21 protein-coding genes and 1 other RNA gene are annotated in these 20,693 nt (G+C 71.1%); 5 read left to right on the plus strand and 17 right to left on the minus strand.

The features are described from left to right. Positions 1 to 182: 182 nt before the first annotated feature. On the minus strand, positions 183 to 1,469 hold the full coding sequence (locus BR39_RS0106385; protein ID WP_029908860.1) for a DNA recombination protein RmuC: 1,287 nt from the start codon (positions 1,467 to 1,469) through the stop codon (positions 183 to 185). 79 nt (positions 1,470 to 1,548) lie between these two features. Between BR39_RS0106385 and BR39_RS0106390 the strand changes: the two genes are divergently transcribed. Beyond that, positions 1,549 to 2,412, plus strand: a complete 864-nt coding sequence (locus BR39_RS0106390) for a Rossmann-like and DUF2520 domain-containing protein (protein WP_051695228.1) — start codon at positions 1,549 to 1,551, stop codon at positions 2,410 to 2,412. A 184-nt stretch (positions 2,413 to 2,596) separates the two neighbouring features. Here the strand turns inward: BR39_RS0106390 and recR are convergent, their stop codons facing one another. The 5 genes from recR to ffs form a co-directional block, all read right to left on the minus strand. Next, entirely contained in the window at positions 2,597 to 3,199 is a 603-nt protein-coding gene (gene recR / locus BR39_RS0106395; protein WP_029908863.1) for a recombination mediator RecR, read from the minus strand. Then, entirely contained in the window at positions 3,199 to 3,648 is a 450-nt protein-coding gene (locus tag BR39_RS0106400) for a nuclear transport factor 2 family protein (protein WP_029908865.1), read from the minus strand. The genes recR and BR39_RS0106400 overlap by 1 nt, the downstream gene beginning before the upstream one ends. A 162-nt stretch (positions 3,649 to 3,810) precedes the next feature. Then, positions 3,811 to 4,140, minus strand: coding sequence for a YbaB/EbfC family nucleoid-associated protein (locus BR39_RS0106405; RefSeq protein ID WP_029908867.1), 330 nt, complete (start codon positions 4,138 to 4,140; stop codon positions 3,811 to 3,813). 34 nt (positions 4,141 to 4,174) lie between these two features. Beyond that, positions 4,175 to 6,040 (minus strand): DNA polymerase III subunit gamma/tau, encoded by a 1,866-nt coding sequence (locus BR39_RS0106410; protein WP_029908870.1) that lies wholly within the window; start codon positions 6,038 to 6,040, stop codon positions 4,175 to 4,177. 84 nt (positions 6,041 to 6,124) lie between these two features. Then, positions 6,125 to 6,217: signal recognition particle sRNA small type (ffs, locus tag BR39_RS26085), an RNA gene on the minus strand. A gap of 91 nt (positions 6,218 to 6,308) precedes the next feature. Here ffs and nudC point away from each other — a divergent pair. Continuing rightward, on the plus strand, positions 6,309 to 7,253 hold the full coding sequence (nudC, locus tag BR39_RS0106415) for an NAD(+) diphosphatase (protein ID WP_029908872.1): 945 nt from the start codon (positions 6,309 to 6,311) through the stop codon (positions 7,251 to 7,253). Between the two features lie 111 nt (positions 7,254 to 7,364). Here nudC and BR39_RS0106420 read toward each other — a convergent pair whose 3' ends face one another. The 4 genes from BR39_RS0106420 to BR39_RS0106435 form a co-directional block, all read right to left on the minus strand. Continuing rightward, positions 7,365 to 7,781: an MAPEG family protein gene (locus BR39_RS0106420; RefSeq protein WP_029908874.1), complete on the minus strand. Its 417-nt coding sequence runs from the start codon at positions 7,779 to 7,781 to the stop codon at positions 7,365 to 7,367. Positions 7,782 to 7,891: 110 nt separating this feature from the next. Beyond that, a complete protein-coding gene (locus tag BR39_RS0106425) occupies positions 7,892 to 8,341 on the minus strand; it encodes a hypothetical protein (protein WP_156035598.1) in 450 nt (149 codons plus the stop codon). Positions 8,342 to 8,421: 80 nt separating this feature from the next. Further along, positions 8,422 to 9,270 (minus strand): prephenate dehydratase, encoded by an 849-nt coding sequence (locus BR39_RS0106430; RefSeq protein ID WP_029908878.1) that lies wholly within the window; start codon positions 9,268 to 9,270, stop codon positions 8,422 to 8,424. Continuing rightward, positions 9,267 to 10,007: a 3-deoxy-manno-octulosonate cytidylyltransferase gene (locus tag BR39_RS0106435; RefSeq protein WP_029908881.1), complete on the minus strand. Its 741-nt coding sequence runs from the start codon at positions 10,005 to 10,007 to the stop codon at positions 9,267 to 9,269. The genes BR39_RS0106430 and BR39_RS0106435 overlap by 4 nt, the downstream gene beginning before the upstream one ends. A gap of 159 nt (positions 10,008 to 10,166) precedes the next feature. Between BR39_RS0106435 and BR39_RS0106440 the strand changes: the two genes are divergently transcribed. Further along, positions 10,167 to 10,838, plus strand: coding sequence for a cytochrome c family protein (locus BR39_RS0106440; RefSeq protein ID WP_029908883.1), 672 nt, complete (start codon positions 10,167 to 10,169; stop codon positions 10,836 to 10,838). A 200-nt stretch (positions 10,839 to 11,038) separates the two neighbouring features. Then, positions 11,039 to 11,554, plus strand: a complete 516-nt coding sequence (locus BR39_RS0106445) for a co-chaperone YbbN (RefSeq protein WP_029908885.1) — start codon at positions 11,039 to 11,041, stop codon at positions 11,552 to 11,554. A gap of 35 nt (positions 11,555 to 11,589) precedes the next feature. Here BR39_RS0106445 and BR39_RS0106450 read toward each other — a convergent pair whose 3' ends face one another. Then, complete coding sequence (locus BR39_RS0106450) at positions 11,590 to 12,426, minus strand: C40 family peptidase (RefSeq protein ID WP_029908887.1); 837 nt, start codon at positions 12,424 to 12,426, stop codon at positions 11,590 to 11,592. Beyond that, positions 12,423 to 13,844, minus strand: a complete 1,422-nt coding sequence (locus BR39_RS0106455; RefSeq protein WP_029908895.1) for a M17 family metallopeptidase — start codon at positions 13,842 to 13,844, stop codon at positions 12,423 to 12,425. The genes BR39_RS0106450 and BR39_RS0106455 overlap by 4 nt, the downstream gene beginning before the upstream one ends. Positions 13,845 to 13,930: 86 nt before the next feature. On the opposite strand from BR39_RS0106455, the gene BR39_RS0106460 reads away from it, so the two are divergent. Beyond that, complete coding sequence (locus tag BR39_RS0106460) at positions 13,931 to 14,773, plus strand: pilus assembly protein TadD (protein WP_029908898.1); 843 nt, start codon at positions 13,931 to 13,933, stop codon at positions 14,771 to 14,773. Positions 14,774 to 14,926: 153 nt separating this feature from the next. Here the strand turns inward: BR39_RS0106460 and BR39_RS0106465 are convergent, their stop codons facing one another. The 5 genes from BR39_RS0106465 to BR39_RS0106485 are packed head-to-tail and all read right to left on the minus strand — an operon-like array spanning position 14,927 to position 20,689. Then, complete coding sequence (locus BR39_RS0106465) at positions 14,927 to 15,901, minus strand: type II secretion system F family protein (protein ID WP_029908900.1); 975 nt, start codon at positions 15,899 to 15,901, stop codon at positions 14,927 to 14,929. Positions 15,902 to 15,913: 12 nt separating this feature from the next. Beyond that, the gene (locus tag BR39_RS0106470) at positions 15,914 to 16,891 is read right to left on the minus strand and encodes a type II secretion system F family protein (protein WP_029908902.1); all 978 of its coding nucleotides are present in this window, start codon (positions 16,889 to 16,891) and stop codon (positions 15,914 to 15,916) included. A 4-nt stretch (positions 16,892 to 16,895) separates the two neighbouring features. Continuing rightward, positions 16,896 to 18,416 (minus strand): CpaF family protein, encoded by a 1,521-nt coding sequence (locus BR39_RS0106475; RefSeq protein WP_029908904.1) that lies wholly within the window; start codon positions 18,414 to 18,416, stop codon positions 16,896 to 16,898. 3 nt (positions 18,417 to 18,419) lie between these two features. Further along, complete coding sequence (locus BR39_RS0106480; protein ID WP_029908906.1) at positions 18,420 to 19,994, minus strand: CpaE family protein; 1,575 nt, start codon at positions 19,992 to 19,994, stop codon at positions 18,420 to 18,422. Further along, positions 19,994 to 20,689, minus strand: coding sequence for a CpaD family pilus assembly lipoprotein (locus BR39_RS0106485; protein WP_029908907.1), 696 nt, complete (start codon positions 20,687 to 20,689; stop codon positions 19,994 to 19,996). Before BR39_RS0106485 ends, BR39_RS0106480 begins: the two co-directional genes overlap by 1 nt. Positions 20,690 to 20,693 lie beyond the last annotated feature (4 nt).

Raw genomic sequence — 20,693 nt, forward strand, 5'->3', positions numbered from 1 at the left:
GGCGACGGAGGGACGCGGCCCGTGGCCGCACCTCCTCAAAAATCCGCTCATCCCGGCGAATGCCGGGACCCAGATGGAATGGCGGTGGGACGGACGCCACGACCTCAGCGCCCTTCCAATCAACCGCTCCGCCTTAGGATCTGGGTCCCGGCATTCGCCGGGATGAGCGGAGATGGAGGGCCCTAGGACTTGGCCTGCAGCTTCGGCGTTTCGTCCGCCGCCAGCTTGATCAGCGGCCGCACCGAGCCCTCCACCGGGGCCAGCTCGCTGATCTCCTTGCCCTCGTGGTCGACCGACAGGTCCTCGAAGCGGCGGGCCTGGGTCAGGACCTGGCTTTCCAGCGAGCCGACGAACTGGTTGTAGCGGCCCACGGCCGCCTCCAGCGCCTTGCCCACCGAGCCGGCGTGGGCGCCCATCACGGCGATGCGCTTGTAGAGCTCGCGGCCCACCGCGACGATGTTGGCGGCGTTCTTGGCCTGGTCCTCGGCCCGCCAGCCGTAGGCGACGGCCTTGCACAGGGCGAACAGGGTGGTGGGGGTGACCAGCAGCACCCGGCGGTCCATGGCCTCGGTCATCAGGTCGGGCAGGCGGTCCAGGGCGGCCGCGAGGAAGCCGTCGCCGGGCACGAACATGGCCACGAAGTCGGGCGAGCCCTCGCTGGCGAACTGGTCCCAATAGGCCTTCGCCGAAAGGCCCTGCATGTGGGCGCGGACGCTGGCGGCGTGGCGGGCCAGGGCGCTTTCCCGCAGGTGCTCCTCGGTCGCCTCCTGGGCCTCGAGGAAGGCGTTCAGCGAGCACTTGGCGTCGATCACGAACACCCCACCGCCCGGCATCTTGACCTTCACGTCGGGGCGGCGACGGCCCTCCTCGCTCTCGACGCTGAACTGCTCGACGAAGTCGAAGCGGCTGTTGAGGCCGGCGGCCTCCAGCACGTTGCGCAGGGTCTGCTCGCCCCAACGCCCCTGGACCCCGGCCCCGCGCCGCAGGGCGGCCGACAGCTTGCGGGCCTCGAACTGGGTGGCGGTCGAGGCCTCCATCAGGGCGGCGATCTGGGCCTTGAGGCCGCCGGTCTCTTCCGCCCGCGCCTTCTCGACGGCGGTGACCTGGGCCTCGAACTTGGCCAGTGTCTCGGCCACCGGCTTGAGCTGGGCTTCCAGGCGCTGCTGGCTGAGCAGTTCGCGGCTCTTGAAGTTCTCCTCGGTGCGCTTGATCAGGGCCTCGGCCACCGTGTTGGCGGTCATGGTCGCCTGCTGGGCGGCCTGGGCGCGGATCAGTTCGGCCTGGGTGGCGGCCTGGTCCTCCAGCAGTCGCGCCCGCTCGCCGGCCTGGACCAGTTGCTCGTTCAGTTGCCACGCCTTGGCCTCGGCCCGGGTGGCGCGGCCCAGGGCCCAGACGGCGAACGCCCCGGCGGCGACGGCCGCGACCAGCAGCACCAGGGCGAGGATCAGGAACGGATCGGAGAAGTTCATGCTCCGTTCTTAGCCGGAGTCGCGGGGTCCAGAAAGAGGCGCTCTCGAAAGCCCGACGACGAGCGGCTAGAGAGGGGCCATGTCACGACTCTGGATCATCGGACCCGGCGCGGTCGGCAGGACCCTGGGACGACTGTTCCATGACCGGGGCGTCTTCGCGGTCTCCGGGATCGTCGGGCGGACCCGGGAGGGCGCCGAGGCGGCGCGGGCCTTCATCGGCGGCGGCCAGGCGGCGGACGCGGCCACGCCCACGGCCGGCGACGTGGTGATGATCTCCACCCGCGACGGCGAGATCGACGCGGTCGCCGCCGCCCTGGCCGACGGCGTCGATCCGGCGGGGCTGGTCGTCTTCCACTGCAGCGGGGCGCGGGACCTGGCGCCGCTGGAGCCCCTGCGCCGGCGCGGGGCGGCGGTGGCGGCCCTGCATCCGGTCAAGGCCTTCGCCGATCCGGCCCGCGAGGTCGCCACCTTCGACGGCGTGGTCTGCACCCTGCAGGGCGATGCGGCGGCCCTGGCCGTGCTGGCCCCGGCCGTGGCGGCCATCGGCGGCGCGCCGGTGGTGCTGCCGCAGGGCGTCGACCGGCGGCTCTATCACGCGGGGACGGTGTTCGCCTCGAACTACCTGGCGGCCCTGGTCCAGGCCGGGCTGGACGCCCACGCGGCGGCGGGGATCGACGGCGAGACGGCCCTGAAAATCCTGTCGCCCATCCTGCGCGACGCCCTGGGCGCGATCCTGGACAAGGGCCCGGTCGCCGCCCTGACCGGGCCGATCGCGCGGGGGGATGCGGCGACGGTCGCGGCGCAGGTGGAGGCGCTGGCGGCGCGGGACGCGGGGCTGGCGGAGCTCCATGCGGCGCTGGGGCGGAAGACGGTCGAGCTGGCGCGGCGCAAGACGCCGGGGCTGGCGCTGGGGGCGGTGGAAGAAGTGTTGGATGCCCGCTAGTCGCCCTAGGCATCCTTCCCCGCTCATCCCGGCGAATGCCGGGACCCAGATCCTATGGCGGAGCGGATGATTGGAAGGGCTCGGCGCGCATGGCGTCAACCACACCGCTAGTCCATCTGGGTCCCGGCATTCGCCGGGATGAGCGGATCAGAAAAGCAGCAACTCAGGAACGGAAAGCTAAGCCCTAAGCCGGCCGACGCGCCCGCAGCGCCTGGGCGATGGTCCCGTCGTCGAGCCAGTCCAGGTCGCCGCCCACCGGCACGCCTCGCGCCAGCATGGTCACCGACACGCCCGTCGGGGCCAGGCGGTCGGCCAGGTAGTGGGCCGTGGTCTGGCCGTCGACGGTGGCGGGGAGGGCCAGGATCACCTCGGCGATCTCGCTGGCGTTCGCCCGGCCCAGCAGCTCGCCCACCCGCAGCGCCTCGGGACCGATGCCGTCCAGGGCCGACAGCAGGCCGCCCAGCACGTGGTAGCGGCCCTTGAACGAGCCGCCGCGCTCCATGGCCCAGACCGAGCCGACCTCCTCGACCACGCACAGCAGGCGGTTGTCGCGGGTGGCGTCCGAGCAGATGGCGCAGGGGTCGGAGGTGTCGAGCGAGCCGCACACCGAGCAGGTGCGCACCTTGGCCTGGGCCTCGACCATGGCCGCCGTCAGCGGCGCCAGCAGGGTGTCGCGCTTCTTCAGCAGGGCCAGGGCCGCGCGCCGGCCCGAGCGCGGACCCAGGCCCGGCAGCTTGGACAGCAGGGCGATCAGGCGCTCGATCTCGGGTCCGGCGGAGGCGGCCATCAGGGTTTCGCGACCCGCGTGACCTGCGAATAGACCACCCGCCACTGGCCGTCGCGCTTGGCCCAGGTGTCGACGAACCGCACGACGAGCGCGAAGCGCTGGCCGCCGTCGGTCCCGGTCATGTTGACCCGGCCGCCCAGCAGGGCGGTGTCGCCGAACACCTTCTCGACCGGCTCCTCGATCGTGAACGGGTCCAGCTTGAAGCCGGGGGCCACGTAGTCGGCGATCAGCCGCGCCTTGTCCTGGACCTGGCCCGCGCCGTTGACCAGCACGTAGTCGTCGGCCACCAGCCGTTCCAGCGCCGCGCGGTCGCCGTTCACCTGGGCCGCGTCATAGGCGTGCGCCGCCGCGGCCAGGTCGGCCGGCAGGGGCGCGGCCAGGGCCGCCAGGGGGGCGGTCGCCGGAACGACCAGCGCCAGGGCGATAAGGGCTGCGCGAAGGTGGAGCATTCGATCTCCTGCTTTCTGATCCGCTCATCCCGGCGAATGCCGGGACCCAGATGGAATGGCTTTGAGGCTGACGCCAAGAGCGCTGAGCCCTTCCAATCATCCACACTGCCTTGGGACCTGGGTCCCGGCATTCGCCGGGATGAGCGGTCGTAAAATGAAACCCTAGAACTTCATGCCCGGCAGGCCGCCCATCATCCCGGCCATCGGGCCGGCGGCTTCCTGCAGCATCTGCTCGCGCTGGCCGTTCAGCTTGGACAGGGCCACGGCGTGGGCGGCGACGATCAGGTCGGCGATCACCTCGCCCTCGCCGGGCTGGATCAGCTCTTCGTCCAGCACCACCTTGACCAGCTCGCCCGAGCCCCGGAGCGTGACGGTGACCATGCCGCCGCCGGCGGTCCCTTCGGCCGTCAGGTCCAGGATCTTCGCCTGAGCGTCGGCCAGCTTCTGCTGCATGGCCTGGGCCTGCTTCATCAGGCCGCCGAGGTCTTTCATGGGGTCACTCCAGGTCTTAGGGGACGCGCGCGCGTCATTCTTCCAGTTCGTCCGGCTCGATCGGCGGCGTCTCGGGCGTCATGATCGTGCGGACCTCGACGATCTCGGCGCCGGGGAAGGCGTCCAGCACCGAGGCGACGAAGGGATCCGAGCGGATCGCGTCCATCTCCTCGCGCTGCTCGCGCTTCTGGCGTTCCATCAGGCTCTCGGCCCCGCCGCCGCCTTCGGCCGCGACCAGCCAGGGCTGGCCGGTCCACTCCTTCAGCGCGCGGACCAGGCGTCCGGCCAGGTTGCCGGGCGCGCCGGGGGCGGCCTCGAAGGTGATCGCCCCGGGGCGGAAGCTGATCGGGCGGACATATTGCTCGACGTCCAGGCGCAGGCCGATGTCGCGCTTCTCGGCGATCAGCTTCACAACGTCCTCGAACGAGGCCAGCACCGGCGCGGCCGGGGCCATCGGCGCGGCCATCACCCGGGCCTGGGCGTTCAGGGCGCCGCCGGGCGCCCCGCCGCCGCCGATCGAACCGCCGCCGCCCCCACCGGGACCGCCGCCCACCGGCTGGCCGTCGCGCAGGGCCTTCAGGGCTTCCTCGGGGCCGGGCAGGTCGGCGGCGTAGCACAGGCGGATGATGGCCATCTCGGCCGCGGCCATGGCGTCGGGCGCGCGGCGCACCTCGTCATGGGCCTTGAGCAGCATCTGCCACAGGCGCGCCAGGGTCCCCGGCGAGGTCTGGGCCCCGATGGCGGTCAGGCGCGCGGCCTGCTCCTTGGGCATCGACAGGGCGTCCGGCCCCAGGGCCTTGGCCACCGAGGCGGAATGGCAGTGGTCCAGCAGGTCCAGCATGACCACCGCCGGATCGGCCCCGAAGCCCCAGAGGGCGCGGAAGCCCTTCAGCGACTCGCCGGGCTTGCCGCTCATGACGTTCTCGAACAGGGCGATCGTCTGGCCGCGGTCGGCCAGGCCCAGCATGTCGCGGACCACGGCGGCCGTGACGGTCGAGCCGCGCTCGCCCTGGACGATGGCCTGATCCAGAAGGGAGAGGCCGTCGCGCACCGAACCCTCGGCGGCGCGGGCGATCAGGGCCAGGCCGTCTTCCTCGACCTTGGCCCCCTCCTTGGCGGCGATCCGGCCGAAGTGCTTGACCAGCACGTCCGGCTCGACCCGGCGCAGGTCGAAGCGTTGGGTGCGCGACAGGATCGTCACCGGCACCTTGCGGATCTCGGTGGTGGCGAAGATGAACTTGGCGTGCGGCGGCGGCTCTTCCAGCGTCTTCAGCAGGGCGTTGAACGCCGCCGTCGACAGCATGTGCACTTCGTCGATGATGTAGACCTTGTAGCGCGCCTCGACCGGGGCGTAGCGCACCCCGTCCAGCAGCTCGCGCATCTCGTCGACCTTGGTGCGGCTGGCGGCGTCCAGCTCCAGCACGTCCATGTGCCGGCCTTCGATGATCGCCTTGCAGTGCCGCCCTTCGACGGTCAGGTCGACCGAGGGGCCGTGGACGGTGTCGGTCTCGTAGTTCAGGGCCCGGGCCAGCAGGCGGGCGGTCGTGGTCTTGCCGACGCCCCGCACGCCGGTGAGCATGAAGGCGTGGGCGATGCGGCCGGTCGAGAACGCGTTGGCCAGGGTGCGGACCATGGCCTCCTGGCCGATCAGGTCCTCGAAGGTGCGCGGCCGGTACTTGCGCGCCAGCACGGTGTAGGCGGCGTCGGGATCGCTGAGGCTCTCGGCCGTCGGCGGCGCGGCCGGCGCCGGGGCGGCGGGCGCGGAGTCGGGCGTACCGGCTTGCAGCGGCTCGTCAGCAGGAGGACCGCCGAAGATGTCGACGGTGTTCTCGTCGCGTTCGGCGGGCTCTTCATCCCACGGCGGCGCGGAATCGGTCGTGAGGTCGTCGTGGTCGGCCATGGCGTGAGTGTAGTGTGCGGAAGGGCGCAGCAAAAGGCTCGCGCCGCGCTTGGGGCGTTGTTGCTGTCGGAATTTGGGGAAAGGTGGAGACCGGCAGACGACCCGGAGCGAAACTCGTTGTGGCTGCTGCCTCTCGGCCCTGACCAGGTTGGCGAGGACTCCGCCCGTCGCCGATCTCCGAGGCCTATATCGCGACTCAAGGCCCGCGATGCAAGTCACAAGCTCCGGAGCCGTGACGACTCTTCGTCGCGGATGTTAGAGAATCGTCATGGCTCTTTCGATCATCACCAACATCTTCGCCGGCAATCCGCTCGACCGCGCCAGCGAGCGCCGGGGCGACGAGGCCTGGCTGGCCGAGAAGGCCGACGACCCGCACTCGCTGGCCGTGGCCATCTGGAACGGCAAGGCGCTGGTCGAGGACATCACGGACGAGGAAGGCAAGGTCAGCGGGGCCCAGATCGCCTATCTGCGCGCCGACATGGCCAAGGACCTGTCGGCCACGCCCGAGCGCCTGCTGTTCCTGGGGCTGTGGAAGGACATCGCGGTGTTCGCCGTCGACCTGGAGGGCGGGGCCGATCCGGCCGAGGGGCCGCTGCAGGGGCTGGGCCGGTTCGAGGAGCTGCGCGGCGTCGCCCTGACCCTGCCGCCGCCCGACGCCGGCATCCTGGCCACGGCCAAGTCGATGTTCGAATGGCGGCGCAAGCACAAGTGGTGCAGCAACTGCGGCCAGGAGACCAACGTCACCGACGGCGGCTGGAAGCGGCAGTGCTCCTCGTGCCAGACCGAACACTTCCCGCGCACCGACCCGGTGGCGATCATGCTGGCCCTGCACGAGGGCCGCTGCCTGCTGGGCCGCCAGGCCGGCTGGCCGCCCGGCATGTACTCGGCCCTGGCCGGCTTCGTGGAGCCCGGCGAGACGATCGAGGAGGCCTGCGCCCGCGAGCTGATGGAGGAGGCGGGCCTCACCGCCGTCGCCGTCCGCTACCACTCCAGCCAGCCCTGGCCGTGGCCCTCGTCGCTGATGATGGGCCTGATGGCCGACGTCGACAGCGACGTGGCCGCCCCCGACCAGACCGAGCTGGAAGCGGTGAAGTGGTTCACCAAGGACGAGGCCAAGGCCCTGATCCGCGGCGAGCTGGAAGGCTTCTTCGCCCCGCCGCCCCTGGCCATCGCGCACCAGCTGATCAAGGCCTGGGCGGAGGGGGAGGACTAGATCCTCCCCCACAGGGGGAGGTGGCCCGAAGGGCCGGAGGGGGTTTCACCCGCCGGCTCGGCAAGCCCCCTCCGTCGCTCCGCGACACCTCCCCCAAGGGGGGAGGATCTTCTAGCCGAACAGCACCAGCAGCTCCCGCACCACCATCCACGCCAGGGCGATGGTCGACAGCGAGAACAGCAGGAAGCGCACCAGCACGATGTTGACGCTGACCTGCACCAGGCTGTGCAGCACGCGCAGGGCGACGAAGGCCCAGGCCAGCTTGACCGCCAGGGGATCGCCGTGGCCGGCGACCTGGATGGCCAGGGCGGCCGCGTAGAAGATCGTCGGCTGCTCCATCAGGTGGTTGTAGTTGTCGGCCGCCTGGCGGGCGGGCGCGGGCAGGCCGTTCAGGCTGCCCGGAAAGGCCGCGTCCTGCGGCTTGATCCCGGCCTTGCTCATGGCCGGCATGCGCTGGACGTACATCCACAGCCAGATGACCAGCGACCAGGCCACCAGCGCCATCACCGGCGCGATCAGGGTGTTCATTGTCGTTCCCTCCCCGGAACTCTTGCTTATTCCGGGAAGGTTAGTCGCGGAACGCCGTTATGGCGAAGCCTGCCGCGACGTCAGGCCCGGTCAGGCGAGATCAGGCGAGATCAGGCCGCGGGCGAGAAGCGCGCCCTGATCGCGGCGGGGACCGCGCCGAGCAGCAGGCCGACGCCCAGGGGCGCCAGCGCTTCGGCCAGGCTGGGCGCGATCACGATCAGTTCGCTGGTGTGCGTGGCCTGCACGGCCCGGACGATGGACAGGATCGTGAACAGCGTCGCCACCAGCCCCAGGCCGGGCGGCAGGAGGCCGAGGATCGACAGCGCCGAGGGATCGTCGGCGCGCCCTTTCGTCAGGCTGCCGACCACGAGGGCCGCGATCCAGATCCCCAGGCCGATCAACACCAGATAGATCATCTTGGTCAGCAGGCCGGCCGTGATCACCAGGAGGCCGAAGGTGGTCAGCGGATTGGCCGGCATGCCCGCCCAGATCGCCAGGCCGATCGCCCCGACCAGTACCGCGCCGCCCGCGGGGCCCAGAATCCACGGCAAGCTCTTCATCACTCTAGTCCCCCGAGGGCGGCCGGAAGCGACCGCGCCAAGGTCAAGCTAGAGACAACCGCCGAGGGTCGCAACGCCGCCTAGACGCGATCCCGGAACGGGTCGGCCGGATAGACGCCCAGCACCTCGAACTTCTCGGAGAAGAACTTCAGCTCGTCGAAGGCCAGGGCCAGGGGTCGGTCCTCGGGACGGCCGTCGACCTCGGCGTAGAAGAAGGTGGCCGTGAAGGCCCCGCCCTCCATGTAGCTTTCCAGCTTGGTCATGTTGACGCCGTTGGTCGCGAACCCGCCCAGCGCCTTGTAGAGGGCGGCCGGCAGGTTGCGGACCTTGAACACGAAGCTGGTCACGCAGCGGTGGGTGAACGGCGGCGCGGCCGGCGACTTGTCGGCCGTCATCACCAGGAAGCGCGTGGTGTTGTTGCGCTCGTCCTCGATGTCCTTGGCCAGGATGTCCAGGCCGTAGATCTCGGCGGCCAGGGCCGGGGCCACGGCGGCGCGGGTCGGGTCGGGCTTCAGGGCCAGGGCCTTGGCGGCGCCCGCCGTGTCGCCGGCGCTCTCGTGGGCCAGGCCCAGCTTCTTGAGGCTTTGGCGGCACTGGGAAAGCGCGATCGGCATCGAGCTGGCGATCTTCACCGTCTCCAGCGTCACGCCCTTGTTGGCCATCAGCTGGAAGCGGATCGGCTTGAAGCGCTCGCCGATGATCTGCAATCCCGAAGCCGGCAAGAGATGGTGGACGTCGGCCACGCGGCCGGCGATCGAGTTCTCGATCGGGATCATGCCCAGCTGGCAGGCGCCCGACTTGATGGCCTCGAACGCCTCCTCGAAGGTGGCGCAGGGCACGGCCTCGTAGTCGGGGAAATAGGTGCGGCACGCCTCGTGGCTGTTGGCGCCGGGTTCGCCCTGGAAGGCGATCTTCTTGAGGATGCTCATGCTGACTTTCCGGCCGCGTAGGCGCGGGCCGCTTCAAGGTCGGAAGGATTGTCGACGGAGATCGGGGCCTCGGCGGCCACGGCGGCGCGCAGCTGCAGGCCCAGTTCCATGGCGCGCAGCTGCTCCAGCTTCTCGCGCTTCTCCAGCGGCGAGGGCGGGGCGGCGTTGAAGGCTTCCAGCGCCGCGCGGCGATAGCCGTAGATGCCGATGTGCCGCCAGATCGGCGCGTCGCCGTAGAGGGTGGAGCGGGTGAAATAGAGGGCCCGACCCGACAGGCCGTCCTGCTCCATGGCGAGCACGGCCTTGACGACGTCGGGATTGGACCGGTCGGCGGGCGAGGCTTCCGGCGCGACCACGGTGGCGATGTCGCAGCCCGGATGGGCGCTCAGCAGGTCGGCGCAGGCGCTCAGCACCGAAGGCTGCACGAACGGCATGTCGCCCTGCAGGTTGATGACCACGTCGTGGCGGCGCTCGGGATCCAGCTCCTCCAGGGCCGCCAGGATGCGGTCCGAACCCGAGGGCAGGCCCGGATCGGTCAGGACCGCCGTGCCGCCGGCCTTCCGGACCGCATGGACGATCGAGATGTCGCCCGCCGCCACGGCCACCGGGCCGATTCCCGCGGCCTGGGCCTGGCGCAGCACGCGCACGATCATCGACACGCCGCCGATGTCGGCCAGCGGCTTGTCGGGGAGGCGGGTGGCCGCCATGCGGGCCGGAATGACGACGATGGGGTTCATGAGAGGCCGATGCGGGGTCAAAACCGTTGCTGCCCGGTTGCGCCCCGGGCGGTAGCGTGTAAGAGACGCGAGCGCAACATGGAGCGCGCGGGGGAAACCTCCGGGCGCGGAATTCGGGCCTGTCGTCGGACGGCCCCCAAGAGGCTGGTAAGGCTTTAGATGAGCGACCTGACGTTCAACAAGATCTTCGGCGGCGTCCTGCTGACGGGCCTGATCATTTTCGGTCTCAAGGAAGGCTCGGACATCGTTTTCGCCAAGCACGAGCTGGAAAAGCCGGGCTACGCGATCGCCGTGGCCGAAGAGGCCGGTGAAGGCGGCGCCGCCGCCGAGGTCGCGCCCGACTGGGGCAGCGTCCTGACCCCCGCCAACGTCGCCGCCGGCCAGGCCGTCAGCGCCAAGTGCGCCTCGTGCCACAACTTCACCGCCGAGAATCACACCGGCCCGGGCCTGTTCGGCGTCGTCGGCCGCAAGCCCGGCACCCACGCCGGCTTCGCCTATTCGTCGGCGATGGTCGACTACGGCAACAAGAACCCGGTCTGGGACTACGACAAGCTGGACACCTTCCTGAAGGCGCCGGGCAAGGACGTCTCGGGCACCAAGATGACGTTCGTCGGCCTGAAGAAGCAGGAAGACCGGATCGCCATGATCGCCTACCTGCACAGCCTGGGCTCGACCCTGCCGATCCCGGCCCCGAAGCCGGCCGGCGCTCCGGCCCCGGCCGCGGGCGAAGCCCCCGCGGCTCCGGCCGCCGGCGCTCCGGCTGCTGGCGCGCCCGCCGCCGCCGGCGCGCCCGCCACGGCGACCCCGGCCCCGGCCGCCGCCAAGTCCTGATCCTTTCGGGACGGACCGAGATCAAAGGCCGCGAAGTTCGCTTCGCGGCCTTTTTCTTTGCCTCGGCCACTGCCTGGTTTGGGGGCGCCGCGCCCCTTGCAGACGGCGTGGGGCCGTCCGCAGCAAAGCTGGGCTTGCGGCCTTTTCCCATTCCGTGAGTAGAGTATCGGACCGTACCGCTTCACCGGAACCGTTCGACCATGATCCTTCGCCCGCTGGCCGCCGTAGCGCTCGTCGCGACGCTGATCGCCGCCCCCGCCTCGGCCTTCGCCGCCAAGGCCCCGACCGTCGCGCTGAAGTCGCTGGCCGACCTGCCCACGCCGCTGCCCTACCCCTATGACGAGAAGGCCGACGCCGAGGCCGACGTCGCCGCCGCCCTGAAGCGCGCCAAGAAGGCCCACAAGCTGACCCTGATCGATTTCGGCGGCAACTGGTGCCCCGACTGCCGGATCTTCGCCGGCCTGATCGAGCAGCCCGACCTGAAGAAGTGGGTCGACAAGCACTACGAGGTCGTGACGGTGAACGTCGGCCGCTACGACAAGAACATGCAGATCCCGGCCCGCTACGGCGTCGACAAGTTGAAGGGCGTGCCCAGCTTCCTGGTGGTCGACGGCAACGGCAAGCTGGTCAACGACGGCGCCTTCTTCGCCCTGACCGACGCCCGCCACATGACCCCGCAGTCGATCGCCGACTGGCTGGCCCAGTGGCCGAAGTGATCTGAACGGCGGAGGGACGCCCCCTCCGTCGCCAGCTAGGGCCGCCGCCACCCCGTCACGCCGCCGCCGCCCGCCGCCTCGACGCGGGCGATCGCCTCGGCCAGGGGTTCGGCGGCCACGGCCATGTGGTGGGCGTTGGCGTGCAGGATCGTGTCGGGGTCCAGCAGGATCGCCACGTGGCCCTTCCAGAACACCAGGTCGCCGCGCCGGCGCTCGGCCTCGGCGATGGACGCGAAGAAGGCCAGCTGCATGTCGGTGTCGCGCGGGATCGCCCGCCCGCAGGCCGCCAGGGCCTGCTGCACCAGGCCCGAGCAGTCCAGGCCCAGCGATTCGCGCCCACCCCACTGGTAGGGCGCGCCAAGATAGCCCTCGGCCACCGCCACGTAGTCGGTCAGGGCCACGCCCACGGGCGCCAGGTGGGCGGCGACGAACCAGCCCGTGCCCTCGCCCTTGGCGAAGCGGCCCTCGGTCGCCTCGATCGTGGTCAGGGCGTTCAGCGAATAGAGCCCCGCCGGCCGCGCCTTGATGTTCGGCTCGCCGAAGGCGTAGGTGCGCGGAACCGCCACCTGGTGGGTGGCCGGTTCGCCCAAGGCCGCCAGCTCGGCCTGGGCCACGAAGCCCACATAGCCGTCGCGCCCCGCCTGGCCCCAGGCGAAGCCGTCCTGCACGTCCAGCACCCGGAACAGCTCGCCGAACAGCAGCTGGTCCCACTGCTCGGCCCTCGGGTCGGGCGCCTTGCGCAGGGCGGCGGTCGGGACCGCCACGCGGCGCACGGTCGGGGCGGCGTAGCGCTCGGCGGCGACCAGGCCCTGCAGGTCCAGGTCGGCCAGGTCGGGCCGGGCCAGGGTCACCCGGGGATCGAAACCGCTCATGCTTCAGCCTTCGGGAAACGCGATTTCAGCATGCCGTACAGCCCCCTGATCACCTGGGCCTCGCCGCCGGACGCGAAGCCCGGCCGCGCCTTGGGGTTCCAGGCGAAGATGTCGAAGTGCGCCCACGCGCCCGTGGTCGGGGCGAAGCGCTGCAGGAACAGGGCGGCGGTCATCGAGCCGGCCTGGGCCCAGGCGTCGGGATCGTTCTTGAGGTCGGCGATGTCGCTCTCGACCGCCTCCCGGTATCCATCCCACAGGGGCATGCGCCAAACGGCGTCGGAGGCGACGCGGGCGCCCTCCTCGATCTCCAGGGCCAGGTCGTCGTCGGGCGTGTAGAACGGGATCACCTGCGGGCCGAGGGCCACGCGCGCGGCGCCGGTCAGGGTGGCCAGGTCGATCGTCAGGACCGGCTCCAGCTCGGCGGCGCGGGCCAGGGCGTCGGCCAGGATCAGGCGGCCCTCGGCGTCGGTGTTGCCGACCTCGACGGTCAGGCCCGCCCGGGTGTCCAGCACGTCGCCGGGCCGCATGGCGTCGCCGGCGATGGCGTTCTCGACCACCGGGACCAGCACGGTCAGGGCCACGGGCAGGCCCGCCGCCATCACCATCCGCCCCAGGGCCAGGACGTGGGCGGCGCCGCCCATGTCCTTCTTCATCAGCCGCATGCCGCTGGACGGCTTGATGTCCAGCCCGCCGGTGTCGAACACCACGCCCTTGCCGACGAGCGCCACGCGCGGGTGGGCTGCATCGCCCCAGGTGATCTCCAGCATGCGCGGCGCGCGGGCCGGGACGGCGGCGCGGCCCACGGCGTGGACGGCCGGATAGTTCCGCTCCAGCAGGTCGTCGCCGACCACCACGTCCAGAGTCGCGCCGTAGCGCTCGGCGATCTCGCGGGCGATGGTCTCGATCTGCAGCGGCCCCATGTCGTTGGCCGGGGTGTTGACCATGTCGCGGGCCAGGGCGCAGGCGTGGGCGACGGCGCGGACCTCGTCCAGGTCGAGCGTCTCGTCCGCGACCAGTCGTCGCGGCTCGTCCTTGCCCCGGGTGCGGTAGCGGTCGAAGCGGTAGGCCCCCAGGGCGAAGGCCAGGGCGATCTGGGCGGCGTCGAGGTCGTCGGGGACGGTGGCCAGGCGGTAGTCGCCGGCCGGCAGCCGGGTCGGCAGGGCCCGGAACAGCATCGGCTCGACCTTGTCCCGCGTCCCAAGCCCCAGCAGCACGCGGTCCACGGCCCCTTGCGGCGTCGGCAGGACCAGCACCTGGCCGGCCTTGGCCTTGAAGTCCTCCAGGGCCACGAAGCCCTTCACGAAGCTGGGCCGCGCCTCGACGAAGGCGTCCAGCTGGTCCTCGTACAGGCAGTGGATGGGCGTCGGCGCGCCGTCCTCCGGGGAGCGGGACGAGGAGGCGATGATCGGTTCCGACATGGGCGGGCCCTGAAGGTGGAAATTATGCTTAACGATTCCTTGAGGGCCGCGCGCGAGGATGCGGGACCGTCGGGAGATTCCTCTTCATGTGTCGCAAGCGCGCGCTCCTCGCAACCGTTCTCGCCCCCGTTGTCGCTCCCATGGTCGTTGGCCTCCTCGCCGCGGCGCCGGTCCAGGCCGCCGACAAGCGGGCCAAGGACGCGCCGCAGCCCGCGGCCGCCGCCGCGCCCCAGGCGCCGCGCAAGGCCACGCCGGCCGAGCGGGCCGAGGCCCAGCGCGCCGATCCGCTGACCCGCATGGCCTTCTGGTCGACCGAACTGGAGCGCGACGGCCGCGACGTCGAGGCGGGCGTGGGCCTGTCCCAGGCCCTGCGCGCCCTGGGCCGCTACGACGAGGCCGCCGACGCGGCGGCCGGCATCCTGATCTTCGCGCCCGACAACTACGACGCCCTGATGGAACTGGCCCGGGCCAACGTGGCGCGCGGCCAGGGCTTCTACGCCATCGAGCCGGGCCGCAAGGCCGCCGCCCTGCAGCCGCGCGACTGGCGGCCCCTGTCGCTGCTGGGCGTGGCCTACGAGCAGGCCAAGCGCGACGACGAGGCCCTGGCGGCCCACCGCCAGGCCGTGGCCCTGGCCCCGAACGAGGCCGTGCCGCTGAGCAACCTGGCCATGCACCTGGCCTCGAGCGGCGACCTGAAGGGCGCCGAGACCGCCCTGCGCCAGGCCGCCGCCCTGCCCACCGCCACCATCCAGGTCCGCCAGAACCTTGCCCTTGTGGTCGGGCTGCAAGGCCGCATGGACGAGGCCGAGAAGCTGGCCCGCCAGGACCTGCCGCCGGAGTCGGTCGACAACAACCTGGCCTGGCTGCGCGCCGCCATCGGCCAGGAGAGCGCGACGCGGTCGTGGAGCGCTGTGAAGGCAGGGGGTTGATCCAGCCTTCCCTCCCCCTTGTGGGGAGGGTGGACGCGAAGCGGACGGGTGGGGCCTGCTGACTCGCCCTGCTGACTCATCAAACCCCACCCGACCCTGGCTCCGCCAGGGCCACCCTCCCCACAAGGGGGAGGGACGGGTGCCGGCCGCCCCCTACCGCTGTTTCAGCACGTCCTGGATCTTGATGATCGCCGGGCCCATGATCACGATGAACAGCACGGGCAGGAAGAACACGATCATCGGCACGGTCAGCTTGGCCGGCAGGGCCGAGGCCTTCTTCTCGGCGGCCGACAGGCGCAGTTCGCGGTTCTCCTTGGCCATCACCCGCAGGGCTGCGCCCAGCGGCGTGCCGTAGCGCTCGGCCTGGATCATGGCCGTGGCCACCGACTTGATGCCCGGATGGTTGGTCCGGCGGGCCAGGCCCTCGTAGGCCAGGCGGCGTTCGGGCAGGTAGCTGAGCTCGGCGGTCAGCAGGCCCAGCTCCTCGGCCAGCTCCATCGAGGCCGAGCCGACCTCGGACCCGACCTTGGCGATCGCCGCCTCGATCGACATGCCGCTTTCGACGCAGATCAGCATCAGGTCCAGGGCGTCCGGGAACGCCTGGACGATCGACTCGCGGCGCTTCTGGGCGATGTTGGAGATGTAGAGGTTGGGCGCGTAGTAGCCGGCCGCCAGGGCGACGAAGCAGGCGGCGATCTTCTGCATGGCCAGCAGGCCGAAGTCGTTGATCAGATACAGGTAGAACGCCACCACGGCCGAAAACGCGAACGGCATCACGAAGCGGAAGAAGTAGAAGGTCGAGACCGGCTTGGGCCCGCGGAAGCCGGCCTGGGCCAGCTTGTCGACGACCTTGGGGTCCTCCAGCAGCTTGGACAGCTGCAGGCGGTCGACGACGTTCTTGTACATCCCCTCGTCGGCGTGGCGCAGGCTGCCGCCGCCGCCCTTCTGGGACAGGGCCTCGCGCGAGCGGCGGCGCAGCTCCTCGCGGCGGTTGGCCACCGACTTCAGCCGGCCCTCCAGGCCGTTGCTGCTCATCATCGGCGCGGCCAGGGTGACGATGGTGGCGAACACCACGATCGCGATGAAGGCGCTGAACAGGGTCTGGGGATTGGTGAGCAGATCGATCATGGCCGCCTCCCCCTAGAACTTGAAGTTGATCATCTTGCGCATCACGAAGATGCCGCAGGACATCCAGAAGGCGGCGATCATCAGCATGATCCGGCCGCGCGGATCGCTGAACATCGGCGCCATATAGGCCGGGGCGGTGATCGAGATCATCGTCGCCACGCCGGGCGGCAGGCAGCCGATGATGAAGGCCGACGACACGGCTTCGGCCGACAGGGCCTTGATCTTCTCGCCCATCAGCTTGCGGGCCCGCAGCACGGTCGACAGGTTGCCCAGCGCCTCGGCCAGGTTGCCGCCGGTCTTGGACTGGATGGTCAGGACGATGGTGAAGAAGCGCAGCTCGTTGGTCGGCATGCGCTCGTACATGCGGTCCAGGGCCTGCTCCATCGACATGCCCATGCCGGTGTTCTCGGTCAGGATGCGGAATTCGCCGGCCAGGGGCTCGGGGCATTCCGTGCCGATCATCCGCAGGCAGTCGTGGACGGGCAGGCCCGACTTGATGCCGCGCACGATGATGTCGATGGCGTCCGAGAAGGCCTCGGTGAACTTCTTGGTGCGGGCCTTGGCCATCATGCCGATGACCCAGCGCGGCAGGCCGAAGCCGGCGGCGAAGGCCGCGCCCAGGGCGATGATCGGCATCTGGCGCAGCAGAAGCAGCATCAGCCCGACCAGCACGCCGACCACGCCGCTGATGATCCAGAACATCTGGACGTTGTCGCCCAGGCCGGCGGCGCGCAGGCGCGCGGCGATGGTCAGCGACGCCTTCTTCTTCTGCTGATCCTGTTCCTTCAGGGTCTTCAGCAGCTGCTTGCGGCGGGCGTCGGGGGTGTTGGCGGCGGCCTTGGCGCGGGCGGCCACGGCCTGGCGGTCGCCGGCGATCAGCTGGGCGCGCTTGACGGTCTTGGCCGAGGCGCCGCCGCCCCCGCCGGCCAGCACGAAGCCCAGCCCCGCGATGGTGATGAAGCCGAGGACGCCGGCGAGGATGATCAGCATGGCCCTATTCCGCCGCGTCGAGGGCTTCGGCCAGCTCGCGCTCCAGGCCGTAGTAGCGGGCGCGGTCCCAGAAGCGGGGCCGGCCGATGCCGGTCGAGCGGTGCTTGCCCAGCACCCGGCCCTCGGCGTCTTCGCCGTTCATCTCGTAGACGAACAGGTCCTGGGTGACGATCACGTCGCCTTCCAGCCCGACCACCTCGGTGATGTGGGTGATCCGGCGCGAGCCGTCGCGCAGGCGGGCGGCCTGGACGATGACGTCGACCGAGCCGACGATCATCTCCTTGATGGTCTTAGAGGGCAGGCCGTAGCCGCCCATGGTGATCATCGACTCGATCCGGCTGATCGCCTCGCGCGGGCTGTTGGCGTGCAGCGTGCCCATCGAGCCGTCGTGGCCGGTGTTCATCGCCTGCAGCAGGTCGAACGCCTCGGGGCCGCGGACTTCGCCGACGATGATCCGCTCGGGACGCATCCGCAGGCAGTTCTTGACCAGGTCGCGCATGGTCACCGCGCCCTGGCCTTCCAGGTTGGGCGGACGGGTTTCCAGGCGCACCACGTGCGGCTGCTGCAGCTGCAGTTCGGCCGCGTCCTCGCAGGTCACCACCCGTTCGGTCGGGTCGATGAAGGCGGTCATGGTGTTGAGCAGGGTGGTCTTGCCCGAGCCGGTGCCGCCCGAGATGACGATGTTGCAGCGGCAGGCGCCGATGACGCCCAGCACGCGGGCCCCTTCCGGGCTGATCGACGCGAAGTCGACCAGGTTCTTCATCGTCAGCTTGTCCTTCTTGAACTTCCGGATGGTCAGGGTGGGACCGTCCAGCGCCAGGGGCGGGGCGATGACGTTGACGCGGCTGCCGTCGGGCAGGCGGGCGTCGCAGATCGGCGAGCTCTCGTCGACCCGGCGGCCGACCTGGCTGACGATCCGCTGGCAGATGTTCATCAGCTGGAGATTGTCGCGGAAGCGGACGTTGGTCAGCTGGACCTTGCCGCCCACTTCGATGAACACCCGGTGCGCGCCGTTGACCATGATGTCGGCGATGTCGTCGCGGGCCAGCAGGGGCTCCAGCGGGCCGTAGCCGAGGACGTCGTTGATGATGTCCTGGACCAGGTGCTCCTGCTCGGACACCGACATCGAGACGTTCTTGATCGCCACCAGCTCGGCGACGATGTCGCGGATCTCCTCGGCCGCCGCCTTCAGGTCCAGCTGGGCCAGCTGGGACAGGTCGATGGTGTTGAGCAGCGCGTTGAAGATCGTGGTCTTGGTGGCGTGGTAGTAGTCGCTCTGCTCGCGGACCACGTTGGCGGTCGGCGGCGCGCCCTGGGCGGCGCGCAGCTGCTCCAGGCCGTTGGTGGGCTTGGGGCCGGCGGCCTTGGCGGGCGCGGCGGTGCGGGCCGGGGCGGCGGCGGGCGCGGCCGGCTCGGCGGCGGGATCGACGCGCTGCGGGCGCGTGGCGATGGCCGGCCCGTCGTTGGAGACGGGCGGCGGCGCCTGCTCGGTCCGAACGGCGGCCTGGTCGCGCTTGCCGAACATGCCCTACTTCTTCTTGAACAGGCTGGAGAGGATGGACGTCTTCTGGGCCGCCGGCGGTTCGCGGCGGCTGATCAGTCGCGCCAGGTGGTCGATGCCCTCGGCCGCCTTCGACTTGGGGGCCACCTCGGCGACCATCTGACCGTTGTTGGCGGCCTGGCCGAAGGGCTTGGGGTCGAACGGCAGCACCAGGGACGGCGTCAGGCCCAGGGCCTCGCCGAAGTCCTTGACCGGGATCTCGGGACGGCCGGGCACGCCCACCTGGTTCAGCACCAGGCGCGGCGGCGCGTCGTTGGGCCGAGCCTGGCGGACCAGGTCGACGATGTTCTTGGCGTTGCGCAGGGAGGCCAGGTCTGGCGTGGCCACCACGACCAGGTCGTCGCTGCCGATCAGCACCTGGCGGGTCCAGGCGCTCCAGCTGTGGGGCAGGTCCAGCACCACGAACGGCGCGACGCCGCGGATCTTCTGGGTGACCTCCTCGAAGGCGTCGGCCGGGATCTCGTAGTCCTGGTCCAGGGCGCCGGGCGCGGCGAACAGGCTCAGGCGGTCGCCGCAGCGGACCATCATGCGGTCCATCAGCACCGGGTCCAGGCGGTCGGGCTGGGTCAGGGCGTCCAGCACGCCCTGCAGCGGGTCCTGGTTGAAGTCGAGGCCGGCCGTGCCGAACGGCAAGTCCAGGTCGACCATCACCGTGGCGGCCTGCACGCGCTCGGCCATCGACCAGGCGAAGTTGTGGGCCAGGGTCGAGGACCCGACGCCGCCCTTGGCGCCGACGAAGGCGATCTGCCGGCCGACGAACGGCGCGGAGGGGTCGGCATACAGGCTGGAGACCGCGCGGATGATCTGCAGCGGGCCCTGGGGCTGGGTGATGTACTCGCTGACCCCGCGCCGCATCAGCTCGCGATACAGGGCGATGTCGTTGGTCTGGCCGATGACCACGACCTTGGTGCCCGGGTCGCAGACCTGGGCCAGGCCGTCCAGCAGGGCCAGCATGCGCGGCGCGGCGTCCAGGCTCTCGACCAGCACCAGCGAGGGCGTCGACTGGTTCTGGTAGTAGTCGACCGCGGCCTCCAGCCCGCCGGGACGGGCGAGGGTCGAGGCGCGGGCCATGCGGCGGTCGGCCGAGGCGGCCTCGACCAGGGCCACGGTCTCGGACCGGGCGCAGAAGGCGTGGATGGTGATGCGCGGCACGGCCGCCTCGCCCATGTCGGCGTCGGCGGCGGCGAGCACCTCCTGCACCATCGCCTGGGTCGAGCCGACCGGGTGGGCGGTCGGGGCCACCGGCTCGGCGGCCTCGATCGGCACGTCGCGGACGGCGGTCGGCGCGGGCGCCGAAGCGGCGGCGGCCGGAGCCGGCTGGGGCGTATAGGGCGGCGCCGAGGGCGGCAGGTCGGCGAACGGCGCCGAGGCGGTTTCGCGCGGCCGCACGGGCGGGAAGTCGGCGAACGGGTCGTCGGCGCCCGCGCCCACGGCCGAGGTCGGGGCCGGCGCGGCGCGCCAGGGATCGCCGCCCGCCGGCGCGAAGTCGTCGTCGGCCTCGAAACCCAGGTCGAAGGGGTCGTGATCGTTCCGCCCGGCCATCAGTTGACGGCCTTCGAAACGACGCCGTTGGACTGCTCGTCCTTGGCCGACGAGGTGACCTCGCCCTTGCGGTACTTGTCGAGCACGGTGGCGCGGCGGCCGGAATCGATCGGCGTCTCGTTGCGCGGGCTCAGCAGGTCTTCGGGATTGGCCACCTGGGCGGCCATGTTGGCGGTCACCGCGCAGCCGAAGTTCTCGTAGGCGGTGTTGTTGCGGGTGGCGGTGATGTTCTCCCACCCGCCGCACTGCGGGACCTCGGCGGTGTAGCGCAGGAAGCCGACCTTCAGCGGCGCGCCCGGCGCGCCGGCGGCGTCATAGCCGGTCACGCGCACGGAGGCCGGAGGCGCGCCCATGGAGATCAGGTGCTGGCGCGCGGCCACCGCCATGCGGCCGGCGATCTCGCCGCCCGTGCCGCCGATCGGGGCCGAGACCACGATCTCGCGCGCCTCGGCCGACATCCAGCGGCCCACCAGCCCGTCCAGGGCCTGGGTCTGGGCGGCCGACAGCCCTTCGGCGTGCGGGGCCAGCAGCACCTCGTCCGGATGCGACAGGACGTGGACGCGATCGTTCCACTGCGAGGTCTCGGTGCGCGGCGGCGGCGCCTCCGGCTCGAGGCCGTGCGAGGCGCAGGCCGACAGCAGGACCAGGACCAGGCCCGCGGCGGTCAGGTTCGGAAGAAGATGGGGTCGCGTCATGTCC

The organism is Caulobacter sp. UNC358MFTsu5.1 (assembly GCF_000712075.1).
Lineage (GTDB): Bacteria > Pseudomonadota > Alphaproteobacteria > Caulobacterales > Caulobacteraceae > Caulobacter.

Excerpts from the sequence above, each read along its gene's own strand:
- BR39_RS0106385 (WP_029908860.1), bottom strand. The coding sequence starts at position 1,469 with ATGAACTTCTCCGATCCGTTCCTGATCCTCGCCCTGGTGCTGCTGGTC.
- BR39_RS0106390 (WP_051695228.1), top strand. The coding sequence starts at position 1,549 with ATGTCACGACTCTGGATCATCGGACCCGGCGCGGTCGGCAGGACCCTG.
- recR (WP_029908863.1), bottom strand. The coding sequence starts at position 3,199 with ATGGCCGCCTCCGCCGGACCCGAGATCGAGCGCCTGATCGCCCTGCTG.
- BR39_RS0106400 (WP_029908865.1), bottom strand. The coding sequence starts at position 3,648 with ATGCTCCACCTTCGCGCAGCCCTTATCGCCCTGGCGCTGGTCGTTCCG.
- BR39_RS0106405 (WP_029908867.1), bottom strand. The coding sequence starts at position 4,140 with ATGAAAGACCTCGGCGGCCTGATGAAGCAGGCCCAGGCCATGCAGCAG.
- BR39_RS0106410 (WP_029908870.1), bottom strand. The coding sequence starts at position 6,040 with ATGGCCGACCACGACGACCTCACGACCGATTCCGCGCCGCCGTGGGAT.
- nudC (WP_029908872.1), top strand. The coding sequence starts at position 6,309 with ATGGCTCTTTCGATCATCACCAACATCTTCGCCGGCAATCCGCTCGAC.
- BR39_RS0106420 (WP_029908874.1), bottom strand. The coding sequence starts at position 7,781 with ATGAACACCCTGATCGCGCCGGTGATGGCGCTGGTGGCCTGGTCGCTG.
- BR39_RS0106425 (WP_156035598.1), bottom strand. The coding sequence starts at position 8,341 with ATGAAGAGCTTGCCGTGGATTCTGGGCCCCGCGGGCGGCGCGGTACTG.
- BR39_RS0106430 (WP_029908878.1), bottom strand. The coding sequence starts at position 9,270 with ATGAGCATCCTCAAGAAGATCGCCTTCCAGGGCGAACCCGGCGCCAAC.
- BR39_RS0106435 (WP_029908881.1), bottom strand. The coding sequence starts at position 10,007 with ATGAACCCCATCGTCGTCATTCCGGCCCGCATGGCGGCCACCCGCCTC.
- BR39_RS0106440 (WP_029908883.1), top strand. The coding sequence starts at position 10,167 with ATGAGCGACCTGACGTTCAACAAGATCTTCGGCGGCGTCCTGCTGACG.
- BR39_RS0106445 (WP_029908885.1), top strand. The coding sequence starts at position 11,039 with ATGATCCTTCGCCCGCTGGCCGCCGTAGCGCTCGTCGCGACGCTGATC.
- BR39_RS0106450 (WP_029908887.1), bottom strand. The coding sequence starts at position 12,426 with ATGAGCGGTTTCGATCCCCGGGTGACCCTGGCCCGGCCCGACCTGGCC.
- BR39_RS0106455 (WP_029908895.1), bottom strand. The coding sequence starts at position 13,844 with ATGTCGGAACCGATCATCGCCTCCTCGTCCCGCTCCCCGGAGGACGGC.
- BR39_RS0106460 (WP_029908898.1), top strand. The coding sequence starts at position 13,931 with ATGTGTCGCAAGCGCGCGCTCCTCGCAACCGTTCTCGCCCCCGTTGTC.
- BR39_RS0106465 (WP_029908900.1), bottom strand. The coding sequence starts at position 15,901 with ATGATCGATCTGCTCACCAATCCCCAGACCCTGTTCAGCGCCTTCATC.
- BR39_RS0106470 (WP_029908902.1), bottom strand. The coding sequence starts at position 16,891 with ATGCTGATCATCCTCGCCGGCGTCCTCGGCTTCATCACCATCGCGGGG.
- BR39_RS0106475 (WP_029908904.1), bottom strand. The coding sequence starts at position 18,416 with ATGTTCGGCAAGCGCGACCAGGCCGCCGTTCGGACCGAGCAGGCGCCG.
- BR39_RS0106480 (WP_029908906.1), bottom strand. The coding sequence starts at position 19,994 with ATGGCCGGGCGGAACGATCACGACCCCTTCGACCTGGGTTTCGAGGCC.
- BR39_RS0106485 (WP_029908907.1), bottom strand. The coding sequence starts at position 20,689 with ATGACGCGACCCCATCTTCTTCCGAACCTGACCGCCGCGGGCCTGGTC.